The 13,099-nt window shown below is 50.1% G+C and carries 11 protein-coding genes; 10 read left to right on the top strand and 1 reads right to left on the bottom strand.

Annotation, left to right across the window (positions count from 1 at the left end; genetic code table 11):
* The first annotated feature begins 886 nt into the window (after window positions 1-886).
* The 10 genes from GC097_RS10495 (at window position 887) to ligA (ending at window position 12,734) form a co-directional block, all read left to right on the top strand.
* Complete coding sequence (locus tag GC097_RS10495) at window positions 887-1,933, top strand: ABC transporter ATP-binding protein (protein WP_171683289.1); 1,047 nt, start codon at window positions 887-889, stop codon at window positions 1,931-1,933.
* Entirely contained in the window at window positions 1,926-2,642 is a 717-nt protein-coding gene (locus GC097_RS10490) for an ABC transporter permease subunit (protein ID WP_171683288.1), read from the top strand. Before GC097_RS10495 ends, GC097_RS10490 begins: the two co-directional genes overlap by 8 nt.
* A 5-nt stretch (window positions 2,643-2,647) precedes the next feature.
* A complete protein-coding gene (locus GC097_RS10485; RefSeq protein WP_171683287.1) occupies window positions 2,648-4,036 on the top strand; it encodes a GldG family protein in 1,389 nt (462 codons plus the stop codon).
* The gene (locus GC097_RS10480; protein WP_171683286.1) at window positions 4,033-4,965 is read left to right on the top strand and encodes a DUF4340 domain-containing protein; all 933 of its coding nucleotides are present in this window, start codon (window positions 4,033-4,035) and stop codon (window positions 4,963-4,965) included. Before GC097_RS10485 ends, GC097_RS10480 begins: the two co-directional genes overlap by 4 nt.
* 753 nt (window positions 4,966-5,718) lie before the next feature.
* Entirely contained in the window at window positions 5,719-5,943 is a 225-nt protein-coding gene (locus tag GC097_RS10475; protein WP_171683285.1) for a hypothetical protein, read from the top strand.
* A 26-nt stretch (window positions 5,944-5,969) separates the two neighbouring features.
* The gene (locus GC097_RS10470; protein ID WP_171683284.1) at window positions 5,970-6,755 is read left to right on the top strand and encodes a spore coat protein; all 786 of its coding nucleotides are present in this window, start codon (window positions 5,970-5,972) and stop codon (window positions 6,753-6,755) included.
* A 192-nt stretch (window positions 6,756-6,947) separates the two neighbouring features.
* Window positions 6,948-7,412: a DUF6130 family protein gene (locus tag GC097_RS10465; protein ID WP_171683283.1), complete on the top strand. Its 465-nt coding sequence runs from the start codon at window positions 6,948-6,950 to the stop codon at window positions 7,410-7,412.
* 182 nt (window positions 7,413-7,594) lie between these two features.
* Window positions 7,595-8,296, top strand: coding sequence for a heptaprenylglyceryl phosphate synthase (pcrB, locus tag GC097_RS10460; RefSeq protein WP_171683282.1), 702 nt, complete (start codon window positions 7,595-7,597; stop codon window positions 8,294-8,296).
* 4 nt (window positions 8,297-8,300) lie between these two features.
* Window positions 8,301-10,655: a DNA helicase PcrA gene (pcrA, locus tag GC097_RS10455; RefSeq protein ID WP_171683281.1), complete on the top strand. Its 2,355-nt coding sequence runs from the start codon at window positions 8,301-8,303 to the stop codon at window positions 10,653-10,655.
* Between the two features lie 57 nt (window positions 10,656-10,712).
* Window positions 10,713-12,734, top strand: a complete 2,022-nt coding sequence (gene ligA / locus GC097_RS10450) for an NAD-dependent DNA ligase LigA (RefSeq protein ID WP_171683280.1) — start codon at window positions 10,713-10,715, stop codon at window positions 12,732-12,734.
* A 106-nt stretch (window positions 12,735-12,840) separates the two neighbouring features.
* On the opposite strand, the gene GC097_RS33870 is transcribed toward ligA, so the two are convergent.
* Window positions 12,841-13,099, bottom strand: a 259-nt coding sequence (locus GC097_RS33870; protein WP_216625723.1) for a hypothetical protein, incomplete at its 5' end; no start/stop codon positions are given.

Below are 13,099 nucleotides of genomic sequence, written 5' to 3'. Positions count from 1 at the left end.
GACACGTGTCTCCCACCTGCATCCTGATGCGATGGGAACTACAGGGCACTATTTCTGCGAAACTCGACCTGTTGAGGTAATAGGGGGAACTTGATCCTCTATTTCCACCTCCTGGGCAGAAGTTCCGCCCAATTCAGGGGAATAGGGCCCTGTAGTTCCCCATAATCAGCGAAAACCCCGCTTATTGCGAAAATAGCGGACTGTAGTTCCTCAAAGACGGCCAGGCGGCTGACTTTAACTTAACTTTCGCCGTGCTGACGTATGCCGCTCCGCAATGCAGCATAGTAACGCGGAGTATTCGCGTTGCTAATCTCTCAACCCGTCAAAAGTCGCTGATAGAACGCTCCTAAACAAGCTAAGTTATTGAGGGGATTCCGGCCCCCTCACATATCTATCCAACTCAACTGTCCCTCGGGAAGCGTTGGGGGAACTACAGGGCGCTATTTCTGCGAAACTCGACCTGTTGAGGTAATAGGGGGAACTATGATCCTCTATTTCCACCTCCTGGGCTGAAGTTCCGCCCAATTCAGAGAATAAGGCCCTGTAGTTCCCCATAATCAGCGAAAACCCCGCATATCGCGAAAATAGCGGACTGTAGTTCCCTAGATAGCCGGTCAGCACGCTTAACCTTCGTTGCTCTGACCAACCCACTCCGCCATGCAGCTCGGTCCTATCGCGCTTGCCCTACGCAGAAGTATTTTATTCTCCGTGTTTAACTTAACTTTTGCTGGTTTAGACTAAAATAAAGGTCTAAACAGCCCGTTTCATTCACAATTTGGACACAATTTTTTAATGTATTTTTCAGATTTGCTTAAGGTTGGTTTATTGTTCCACGGGTATAGTGATGATGATTAGTATGAACGAAAGAATGAATGGGGGATCTTGGATGCTTGAGGTCAAACAGGTCAGCAAGCTGTACGAAAATGATCGCGGCGTACATAACATCGACTTCTCGATGCAGCGCGGTGAAATCGTTGGCTTTTTAGGGCCTAACGGTGCTGGCAAAACAACGACAATGCGCATGATCACGGGTTACTTGAATCCGACGCACGGCCAAATCTTGGTGGATGGCCACTCCATGGCGGACAATCCGAAGAAAGCGCGCCGCAAAATCGGCTACTTGCCGGAAACGCCGCCGCTCTATCCGGAGATGACGGTGCAATCGTACCTGCGCTTTATCGCGAACCTTCGCGATGTACCGGCACGGGAGCAAAAACTGCGCGTCGGCGAAGCGATCGACAAGCTCGGTTTGCAAGGTCGCGAGAAGCAAATCATACGCTCGCTTTCCAAGGGCTACAAGCAGCGCTTAGGCCTCGCGCAGGCGATTCTGCACCAACCGGATCTGCTCATTCTGGACGAGCCTACGTCAGGCCTCGATCCGAAGCAGATCATTGAAATCCGCCAGCTGATTCATGAGCTGGGCGAAAATCACACGGTGCTGCTGAGCACGCACATTTTACCGGAAATTAACGCGATTTGTAACCGCGTTCTCATTATTAACCAAGGCCGCGTCGTGCTCGACGAGCGTCCTGAGAATCTCGGCCGCACGATGGGCGAGACGTTCGAGGTGTCGCTCGAGGTCAAGGGACCTCGCGAGCGGATTTTGACCGAGCTGCGCAGCCTGGGAACGGTTGCGTCGGTCAAGGAGCTGGATGCTTCGGCTGGAGCTCCGGCAGTGGAAGCAGCCGCTGAGGTTGAAGCGGATACGGCAGCGGAATTGCCTAAAGCGGAGTCCGTGAAGCTGCTCGTTACCTCAGCGGATCGTTCCGATATCCGGGAGGATCTGTTCTTCCGCCTGGCTGGCGCAGGCTATCCGATTCTTGAAATGAAGCGGGAAAGCCTCAGCTTAGAGGATATTTTCCTCAAGCTGACGACGGACGAGCCTGCTGAAGAGAGCGGCAAAGCGGAAGAGGAGGTAGACACCGATGCGTAAAATCTGGGCGATCTGCTCGAAAGAGCTGCAGATGTATTTCTTTTCGCCGGTTGCTTATGTAGCCTTCGCTTTCTATGTGCTGCTGTCGAGCTTCTTCTTTTACATCAACTTTGTCAGCGGTCAGCCGCCGATTATTGATGCGCGTTCCGTTGTGGGCAATACCTCGTTTGTGTATCTGTTCATTATCCCATTATTGACGATGCGTCTGATCGCCGATGAGTTCCGTCAAGGCACGGATGAGCTCCTGCTCACGTCGCCTGCAGGCATTGGCGAAATCGTGATGGGCAAATACATGTCCGCTTTTATCGTGCAGGTAGGGCTTGTGGCGATTTCCCTGATTTATCCGCTCATCATGTCCACCTTCGGTGAGATGGATAAACCGGTGTTATGGCTGTCTTATCTAAGCATGTTCTTATTAGGCTGTGCGATGATGGCTATCGGCCTATTCGCGTCAAGCCTTTCTAACAACCAGATGGTTGCCGGCATTACCGGTTTTGTGATTTTGCTGCTGCTGTGGCTGCTTGATTGGGTTAGCTCCAGCATGACAGGCAAATTGAAGGATTACGTCGGTCAGTTCTCTTTGACGAGCCATTTGTCGAACCTGCAAAAAGGCGTTCTGCATGGCGGCGACATCCTTTTTTATGTCACAATAACAGCTGTGTTTCTCGTTCTAAGCATACAAGTCCTTGAAAGAAAGCGTTGGAGGTGAGCGGGATGAACAAGTGGATACGGGGAACGAATGCGACAGTTTTATCCATCGCGGTGATCGGTATTTTCATCATTCTGACCATTTTCCTTCACTCGCTGAAAGGCTTTCAGGTCGATTTGACGAAAAACAAGAACTTCACGCTATCGGAGCAAACAGTAACGACGCTCAAAAACTTGAACCAAGACATACATGTCATTGCCTTCACCAACAGTGGGGATAACAATGAATTTGTAACACGGCAAGTCACGGATATGATTCAGGAGTACAAAAAGCAAACCGGCAAAATTACGTATGACGAATACGATATGCTGAAACAGCCGTCTATGGCTAAGCAATATGGCGTTGATCAAGGCGGTACGCTCGTTTTTGAAATGGGCACCAAGAAACAGAACGTGAATTTTTACGAGCTGTTCGTGGGTCAACAGGACGGATCTTATACGTTTTCAGGGGAAGAGAAGTTCACTCAAGCGATTACCAGCTTAACGTCCACGGAGAAGCACACGGTCTATCTGCTTTCCGGTCATCAGGAGTATCCGCTTAATGCGATGACGATTTTGAAAAGCAGCCTGGAGGCCGCAAACTACACAGTGAAGGATCTCAATCTGTACGTTGAAGGCAAAATACCGGACGATGCGCAGATGCTTATGCTGCTTGGGCCGCAAAACGACCTGAACGACAAAGAAGCAGAGTTGATCCAGGCTTATTTGAAGGATAAAGGCAAAATCTACTTGGCGCTGGGCTTTAATAAGGATATGGCGACCAAGTGGAAAAATATCGATGCGATCATGAAAACTTACGGCATCCAGGATCAGCATGCGATTGCGATTGAACCGAAACAAACGTCGCTGTATGATCCGTTAACGATCATTCCGGACTATGGTCCTCATGATATTACCAACAAGCTTTCCAGCAATAATCTCGTTACCATGCTTTCGCTGGCGGTTAGCTTGAACGCTGATGAGAGTGCGCCGGATTACACGCAATCCCTGCTCTTGAAGACGACGGATAAAGCTTATGGCGAAACGGATATCAACTTGCTGGCGCAGTCCAAGACGAAACAGGATGCAACGGATGTCAAAGGCCCGCTGAATTTGGGGTATGCGATTTCGAACAAAGATAACAAGCCGAAGGCCGTTATTCTGGGTGGTTCGACATTCGTATTGGATCAAGATATTCAGAACCAAGGCAACAAAGATTTTGCCATGAACAGTATTGGCTGGCTGCAGGAGCAGAAGGATCAAATTACGATCCGCCCTCGTCAAGGGGACGCGTTCCAGCAGGCGATGATTACGCCTAGCCAGGCGAATACGATTTTCTTAGTCACGATCGTGTTCTTACCTCTCTTGTTCTTAATCATCGGCGGCTTAATCTGGTGGAGGAGGAGAAGAGGATGAAACGGTTTATTCCTACGATTCTGTTAGTGGTTATTTGTATCGGCGGTTTCTGGTACGCTTCGAGCAAAGACTTCTTTCAAGAGAAAAAAGAAGAACCGAAAACCCTTCTCACACTCAAACAGGAAGACGTACAGTCTCTTTCGTTGAAAACCGAAGAGCAGCAGATTGATTTGAACCGCACAGACAGTGGCTGGGAAATGAAAAAACCGGCTGCAGCGCCGCTGAATTCGAATCAGGTGGATTTGTGGTTGGATGCGATTGGTTTGGTTACTTCCACCAAGGTTGTGGAGGAGAAAACGGACAATCTGGCCAATTACGGCTTGGATAAGCCTGTTGGTACCTATGAAGTTACGCTGAAGGACGGCTCCAAGAAGGGAATTCTTGTTGGAACGGCCCTTCCAATAGAAGGCTTTTCCTACGTTCAGGTGGAAGGATCTCCGGCTGTGTATCAAGTTAGCGATCAGACGCTGTCTTCGCTGAGCAAGGCTCCCGTGGATTTTGCCCAAACGAGTCCGTTCAAAATCGAGAACGATAAGGTGCAGACCGTGAAGGTCACGTGGAAAGGTCAGACCTGGACACTTGCCAAAACAGACAAGGACAAAGTTGCAGCTGAAGCGAACTGGAAGCTTGGCGATAAGGAGCTGAAAGGCGCGGATGCGAGTCCTCTGCTGGATGAGCTGGTCTTCCTTCACAGCATGGAGCTGCCGCAGCCGCTGGCTCAGAAGCCGACGGCAGGCGGCGAGTTCAAAGTCGAGCTTGGCTTGTCCGTGGATGGCAAAGACGTTACCGAGGTCTACGAAGGTAAGATTAGCCAAGACCAAGTCTGGCTGGCTAAGCAGGGCGGGGAATGGTCCTACCAGCTTCCGGTTGAAGATATTCAGAAATTAGCGGATGCGTATGCCGGCAAACCGGCGCAGCCCGCCTCATAGATGATAAGGCCCCTCTACAGTCATGTGCTGTGGCGGGGCCTTTTATGATTTCGTTGGAGGGGATCCAACGAGCAGGCTGATTTGGCGGTTAAAATATTGACTTCATTGGAGTAAATCCAATTAGGCGTGCCATTTGGCATCTTTATGGGGAAAATTTACGGAGTGCCGTTGGAATTCATCCAATGAAACGCGGAATTTGTGCCTCGTGAGGTTGTTTTCGTTGGATTTCGTCCAACGAGGCCACCTAACATCGGCTAGCCGAGTCAGAAGCGTCGAAGGCAACTCCCTCCATAGACAGCCTCTTCCTCGGTAGTCAGCAGTTCCACCCCGAGAGACAGCTAATCTTCCTGCTTATGCCATGAAGATTTCCACACAGCTGCTACGTTGTATTATGTGCAATGAAATCATCGCTTTTTACCACATTGGCCCCCGCTCGTTGTATGAAATACAACGTATTGGACGGTATTGCCTCAATTAAGGGACAAACCTCCTTAAATGGTTGTAATAAGTACAATGAGGGAAGCAGTTTGCTCCCATTTGCAGTGATATTGTTGTATAAAGTGCAACCTGGGACGTGGAATATGGAACTTGCGACTAGGCTTGGATGCTTCGATTTCCACACTAATCCCGTACCTGTTTCGTAATCCTCCTAGTGACACTGCCTCTCCAATAGGTTTTTTTTACCAACTGTACATAAAACGGAATATTTTGGGAAACATACAAGGAAGGAATGGAAAGGAGGGTAACATTCACATGTACAACAATCAAGGGAATCACACCATTACAGGTAAAGAACTCTCGTACCTAGCGGATGCGCTGAAAAACGAGGATTTATTAGCAAAGCTTTGCGTACAAGGAGCGGTTAACTGTGAAAGTCCATCACTAGCACAAACTTTGTCTCAGCTTTCTCAGGAGCGTCTCCATAGTGCCAGTATCCTCATTAACACGCTTCAGCAGCAATCAGGCATGACCCACTAACACGTACATAGAGGAGGTGCAAGAGCATGTATCAACAAAATCAGCAAAATTCATACCAGCAGCAACAAGGCCAACAACAACAACAACAACAACAACAACAACAACAGCATCAACAACAAGTTCACATGCAAGAGCAGGATTTCGCGAACTTCGTTCTTTCCGAACTAAAGCGCAGCGCGGGCGAATATACGACAGCGGCAACCGAAGCGGTCAATCCGCAGATCAGACAGACCTTCCAAACGTTACTCCAAAAGACGCTTCAAGATCAGGCGGCTTTATTTCAGGAAACTCAAAAGCTCGGTTATTATGAGGTTCAGGCTGCGCCCCAGCAGCAAGTTCAGCAGGAGCTGCAGAAGATGAGCCAGACCGCTGCCCAACTGCAGTCATTTGCTCAGCACAATTTGACTATGTCGCCTTCTGCGAGCTACCAGCAGGAGACGATTTCCCAGCAGACGCAGCAACAGCCCCCTCAGCCCCAACAGCAAAGTCAGCAGCAGAACATGATTGCGGCCTTACACCAGGCGCCTGTCCAACCGATGATTACAACGTCGCAATATCCGAATGCCATATATAACAATCAGGGGCAAGGATACGCAGCAGCTAATCAACATCAAGCCTTCAACAGTATGCAAGGGCAGCAGCAAGACCATCAAGGCTATGGACAAACCGGCTACGGCTACTCGCAAGGCTATACGGCATCAACCGGTTACGGTACCTCTGACAATGCCGGCCTAACGGGCAAGTCGGCCAATTCAAACATCGCTTCTCGCCAATCCTCCAATATGACAGAGGGCAGCAAGTACAGCTTCTAGTACTTTCCCTCCCCAAAGGACGTCCGCAGCGCAGAGCTTCGGGCGTCTTTGTCTTTTCGTCTTTTACTTGCGCGGAGCGTAAAATCATTTATTTTGTCCAACTTTTCTCATAATCATGGTATGGAACCGGCTTGTCACACATATATAAGGAACAAGGATGTCCAAACTTATGGGAAAAGGGTGCAAACGCGGATGAAAAAAACGTGGATTTACGGCGCAGCTACTTTAATATTACTTGGAGCAGTGACAACGGCCTGCGGTTCTAAAGATGAAGTCATTAGTACTACCGGAGCAGGTCCCCAAGTAGCGACGACAGTGGCAGGCGGGAAGGCAGAAAGCAGTGTGAAAACAGTGACTTCAGGCGCTAAACCGGCCATTGACGCACAAGTTTCTAAAGTAGACGGCAGGAACGTCACGATTACGTACCAGACAACGAATTTCCAATTATCCGACGAGAGTATGGATAAGGCGAATGTGCAGGGACAAGGACATCTGCATCTGTATGTGGATGGCAAGCAGAAGGCTATGATCGGCAAAACAGGGCCGTTAACGCTAAACAACTTGGCTGCCGGCAAGCATGAGATTCGACTGGAGCTTCAGCAAAATGACCACAAAAACCTCAATGTCGAGAAAATTCTTAATATTGAAGTGAAATAACAAGAACATTTGTGCGTATTCGGGCGGAAAACAAGCTTGGGTGAAGATCAGCACACGCTGCACGCATATTCTTTGAAAAGACGGGCAAATTGCCCGTCTTTTGTCATTTGACACACCCGAACGCGTAGCATAGACTGTTGATAGTATGGCAGTATTGCCGCCTAATCGGAGGGAAACAACAATTGATCGTCGATATACGGAAGTGGAAACATGTTTTTAAGCTGGACCCGGATCGGGACATATCCGATGAGGCGCTGGACCTTATTTGTCAGTCGGGAACGGATGCGATTATGGTCGGAGGTTCAACAGGCGTAACATTTGATAACACGGTGGATCTTATGGCCCGGATTCGTCAGTATGAATTGCCTTGTGTACTGGAAATTTCCAGCCAAGAGGCTATCGTACCTGGATTCGATCTCTTTTTCATACCGGTGGTGTTGAATGCGGAAGATCCGAATTGGATTGTCGGACATCACCATGAAGCGTTGAAAGAGTATGGCTCGCTGCTGAACTGGGATGAAATTGTAGCCGAAGGCTACGTGATTCTCAATGGCGAGGCTGCGGCTGCCAAACTGACGCAAGCTCGAACGAACTTGGAGGCTAAGGATGTTGCGGCTTATGCGCGCATGGCGGACAAGTTATTTCATATGCCGATTGTATATTTGGAATACAGTGGTGTCTTCGGGGATATGGAGCTGGTCCGGCGGACGCGGCAAGTGCTGGAGAACGCCCGTTTATTTTATGGGGGCGGCATCGACAGCTTGGCCAAAGCGCAGCAAGCGGCGGAAGTCGCAGACACCATTGTCGTGGGCAACATTATCTATAGTGATTTGGAGCAGGCGCTTCAGACAGTGAACGTGAATTTTGATAGAACAGGAAGGTAACTTAATGAACGAGACAGTCAATATCTTAGATGCGATTAAAAGGTTGAATCCCCAGCAGCGCAAAGCGGTTGAAGCGGTTGACGGTCCACTTTTGATTATGGCTGGAGCGGGAAGCGGGAAAACGCGCGTGCTCACGCATCGGATTGCTTACTTGATAGGCACCCGCAAAGCGGCGCCATGGAGCATTCTGGCTCTTACGTTTACGAACAAAGCGGCGCGTGAGATGCAGGACCGTGTAGGCAAACTGGTCGGCGGGAGCGGGAACGATATCTGGGTTTCCACGTTTCACTCCATGTGTGTGCGTATGCTGCGCAGAGATATTTCGCGAATCGGTTTCACCTCGAATTTTACGATTCTGGATTCAGGCGACCAGCTCTCCGTGATCAAAACCTGCTGCAAGGAACTTAACATCGATACGAAGAAGTACGAACCCAAGACGTTTCAAGCGGCGATCTCTACAGCCAAAAACGAACTTATTTCTCCTAAACAATTTGAAGATAAAATCGGCGACTACTTCGACGGACTGACCTCAAAAATTTATACGCTTTACCAAAAAAAGCTGAGAAGCAACAACTCCCTGGATTTCGATGACCTGATTATGGCTACCATTCATTTGTTTAAAGAAGTACCAGAGGTTCTGGATTACTACCAAAACAAATTTCAATATATTCACGTCGATGAGTATCAAGATACGAATAGGGCGCAGTATATGCTGTGTCAAATGATTGCTGCCAAACATAAGCGCATCTGCGTCGTCGGGGACAGCGATCAGTCCATCTACCGTTGGCGCGGCGCCGACATTACGAATATCCTTAATTTTGAAAAAGATTACCCAGACGCCACTTCTATTCTCTTGGAGCAAAATTATCGCTCCACCTCGAATATTTTGAACGCGGCCAATAAAGTCATCGCCAACAATACGGGCCGTAAGCCCAAAAATTTATGGACCGACAAAGAGGGCGGCGCTGGCATCAAGCTGTATCAAGCCGACACGGAGCATGAAGAAGGCTATTTCATAACAAGTGAAATTAACAAAAACAAGTCCAAAGGAAAAAAATTCGCCGATCATGCCATTCTTTACCGGACGAATGCGCAATCACGGGTGATAGAGGAGATTCTCATTAAATCCGACATTTCGTATACGATTGTTGGCGGCGTGAAGTTCTATGATCGTAAAGAGATCAAAGATATTTTGGCTTACTTGCGTCTTATCTCCAATCCGAACGATGATATCAGCTTGAATCGGATCGTTAATGTACCGAAACGGGGCATTGGCGACACCACGATGGATAAGGTCGCGGATATGGCGGGACGCCGGGGCATTTCGTTATTTGCTATGCTGGAGGAAATTGATGTTCTGGAAATCAATACGAAGGCCAAGCACGCATTAGCCGATTTCCGTGAAATGATCGATAATCTGAACCGGATGGTCGAATACTTATCTGTAACAGAGCTTACCGAGAAGGTGCTGGAGTTATCTCAGTACCGTGTGGAGATGCAGCGGGAGAATACGATTGAATCCAAAGCTCGTCTCGAAAATATTGAAGAGTTCCTGTCCGTAACGATGGACTTCGAGAAACGCAACGAGGACAAGTCCCTCATTTCGTTCTTGACCGATTTGGCGCTTATTGCCGATATCGATTCTTTGGATAAAGACAAAGCAGAGGAAGAGCAAGACGCTGTCGTGTTAATGACGATGCACAGCGCCAAAGGTCTGGAATTCCCGGTTGTGTTCATCATCGGGATGGAAGAAGGCGTCTTCCCGCACAGCCGGGCTTTTGCGGATAACGAGGAGCTCGAAGAGGAGCGCCGTTTGGCCTATGTGGGCATCACGCGCGCCGAGGAAGAGCTGTTCCTCACGTGCGCGCGCATGCGCACGCTCTTTGGCCGCACCGCCGCTAACGCGCCATCGCGATTCCTGCAGGAGATTCCGCCGGAACTCCTGGAGAAAGTCTCGATGGGGGGTTCCATCGGCGGAGGCTTCTCCCGAGCTGGCCGCACCAGCTCGTGGGGAAGCAGCGGAGGCGGCAGCGCCGCCGCCTCCTCGGCGAGCCGTGGTTCCACCGGCTCGTCTGCCTGGGGCACGCCGTCCTCCTTCGGACGGCCAAGTGCGGGCGCGGCAGCGCCAAGCCCTGCAGCGGCTGCGAGGCCGCCTGCGTTCCGGGCTCCGCAGCCTGCCGCAGGCGGCGCGGTGCCGGACTACAAAGCCGGCGACAAAGTGTCGCATGGCAAGTGGGGCGTCGGCACCGTTGTGTCCGTGAAAGGCTCGGGTGACGACACCGAGCTGCAGATTGCTTTTCCGGCGCCTAATGGACTTAAGCGCCTGCTAGCGAAATTCGCCCCGATTACCAAAGTGTAGGGGCAGGACATTTCAGCCTTGGATTACACATTTCCCATTAGAGAGGAAGAGCCCGTAATGACAGATGCCATCGCGGCAATGAAAACCCTCATCCAAGAAATTAACAAGCACAACCATAATTATTACACGCTCGATCAACCGACGATTTCGGATGCCGAGTGGGATGCTTTATATGATAGATTAGCAACGCTGGAGAAGGAGACAGGAACCATCCTGCCTTCTTCCCCGACCCAGCGTGTCGGCGGCGGCATCCTAAAGGGTTTCGACCCGCACCGTCATCTAGCTCGTCTATGGAGCTTGGATAAAGCACAAAATGCCGAAGATCTACAAACCTGGCACACGCGCGTACTTAAGCTGATTGCAGACTACAACAGCAAAAACCCGGAAACTCCTCTGCCAGACCCTACCTATGTCGTGGAATTAAAGTTTGACGGACTTACTCTCAACCTTACCTATGAAAACGGACAGCTTACGCAAGCTTCTACACGTGGTAATGGTACGGTGGGAGAGGGTATTTTAGCGCAGATTAAGACGATTAAGTCCATTCCGCTTGAAATCCCGTACGATCAAGGGACGATTGAAGTGCAGGGCGAAGGGATGATGTTCCTGTCTGTTCTTGAAGCGTATAACCAGGCGGCCGCAGAACCGCTCAAGAACGCTCGAAACGCGGCAGCGGGAGCGCTGCGCAACCTGAATCCCAAAATAACCTCAGAACGCAAACTGAACGCTTTCTTCTATAACATAGGTTACTCTGACCATATTCAATTCGAAAACCATGCGGATATGGTTCAATTTCTGCGGGATAACCATTTCAAAATAAGCAACCGTACACGGTATTTCAATACGATCGAAGAAGTTAGCGCAGAGCTGGAGCGGATCGCGGAAGAGCGGTCAAGCTTTGATTTTCTCATTGACGGAAGTGTCGTGAAGCTTACGGACATGCGGACGCGCGAAGTCCTCGGCTATACCGAGAAATTCCCACGCTGGGCGATTGCGTATAAGTTCGAGGCCGAAGAGGCGACTACGATCCTGCAAAGCGTATCCTGGGAAGTGGGCCGCACCGGCAAAATAACGCCGCTAGCCCGTGTAGAAGCCGTGGATCTCGCTGGCGTCACCGTACAGAACTGTACGCTGAACAACATCGGCGACATCGAACGCAAAAACCTCAAGCACGCCTTGGGTAGTCTCGTCTACATCCGGCGCTCCAATGACGTCATTCCCGAAATTCTCGGTAAAGTAACCGAGGAGAATGACGGTGGGGAAATTGTCGCGCCGACGCATTGTCCTTCCTGCGGCAGTGAGCTGGAGATGCGCGGTGCGCATCTGTTCTGTTTGAACCGCCTCGGCTGCTCTCCGCAGCTCGTTGGGCGTATGTCCCATTTTGCTTCGCGCGATGCGATGGACATTGAATTCTTCAGCGAAATGACGGCCTCGCAGCTGCATCAAGAGCTTGGCGTCAAGGATCCTGCGGATCTTTATACGCTGCAATTCGACGATCTCGTGAAGCTTGACCGCTTCGGAGAGAAGAAAGCCCGCAACCTGTTGGGCGCTCTGGAGAAAAGCAAGGCCCGCGATCTCGCGTCGTTCCTGTATGCGCTTGGGATTCCCAACTCCGGCAAGACGACGACGAAAGTGTTGGCCGATCATTACCGCAGCCTAGCCAAAATTATGGCGGCAACGCCGGAGGAGCTTATCACGCTCCCGGATGTAGGCGGTATTGTCGCGGATAGCATCTATACGTTCTTCCGTGACCCTGTGATGGTGTCCAGCATTGAACGCATGTTGGCTGCCGGCGTCAACCCGGTCGCTGAGGAGCCTGCGGCTGTTCTGGCCAGTCCGGACAGTCCGTTCTTTGGCAAAACCGTCGTTCTGACGGGTACGCTGTCTACGATGGGGCGGGACGAATGCGCCAAGAAGCTTGAAGCGCTAGGGGCGAAAATAACCGGCAGTGTTTCTAAGAAAACGGACATCGTCATTGCAGGGGAAAGCGCAGGGAGCAAGCTGACCAAAGCGCAAGAGCTCGGCATTCGGGTTATTGATGATGAACAAGAGCTTTTGCAGCTGTTGGGTGAAGGTTAATTAGGAAAAGAGGAATGCGCCATGCCGGCAGAATACCGGTGTGGCTTAATATGAAGGACCTATTGGCAGTTCAAATGTCCGATAGCGTCCTTTTCCTATCTCACGGTTACATGGCTTCGAGTAAGATTAACCGATGTGGGTAAACTAACGAATATTGGCGCCGAAATGCAGTAAATACGGGGCTTCTCGAACTGTAAGAAAATGTATTCAAAAAGACGCTTGCAATTCGTTTTAAAACCTGATAGTATATGTTCTTGTCACCGCAAGAGCGATGCATTAACGCTTTAAACGGTAACGCAATAAAGCTCTTTGAAAACTGAACAAATGGATGAAGTACATCAGCAAAATCTGTCGCGTAAGCGACT

The sequence above is a fragment of the Paenibacillus planticolens genome (assembly GCF_013141725.1).
Taxonomy (GTDB): Bacteria; Bacillota; Bacilli; order Paenibacillales; family NBRC-103111; genus Paenibacillus_E; species Paenibacillus_E planticolens.
Note: the sequence above shows the minus strand (reverse complement) of the source record. Positions and strands in the feature narration are given on the sequence as shown.

Coding starts and splice junctions, on each gene's coding strand:
- ligA (WP_171683280.1), top strand. CDS start 10,713: ATGACAGATGCCATCGCGGCAATGAAAACCCTCATCCAAGAAATTAAC.
- GC097_RS10475 (WP_171683285.1), top strand. CDS start 5,719: ATGTACAACAATCAAGGGAATCACACCATTACAGGTAAAGAACTCTCG.
- GC097_RS10495 (WP_171683289.1), top strand. CDS start 887: ATGCTTGAGGTCAAACAGGTCAGCAAGCTGTACGAAAATGATCGCGGC.
- GC097_RS10465 (WP_171683283.1), top strand. CDS start 6,948: ATGAAAAAAACGTGGATTTACGGCGCAGCTACTTTAATATTACTTGGA.
- GC097_RS10470 (WP_171683284.1), top strand. CDS start 5,970: ATGTATCAACAAAATCAGCAAAATTCATACCAGCAGCAACAAGGCCAA.
- GC097_RS10490 (WP_171683288.1), top strand. CDS start 1,926: ATGCGTAAAATCTGGGCGATCTGCTCGAAAGAGCTGCAGATGTATTTC.
- GC097_RS10485 (WP_171683287.1), top strand. CDS start 2,648: ATGAACAAGTGGATACGGGGAACGAATGCGACAGTTTTATCCATCGCG.
- GC097_RS10480 (WP_171683286.1), top strand. CDS start 4,033: ATGAAACGGTTTATTCCTACGATTCTGTTAGTGGTTATTTGTATCGGC.
- pcrA (WP_171683281.1), top strand. CDS start 8,301: ATGAACGAGACAGTCAATATCTTAGATGCGATTAAAAGGTTGAATCCC.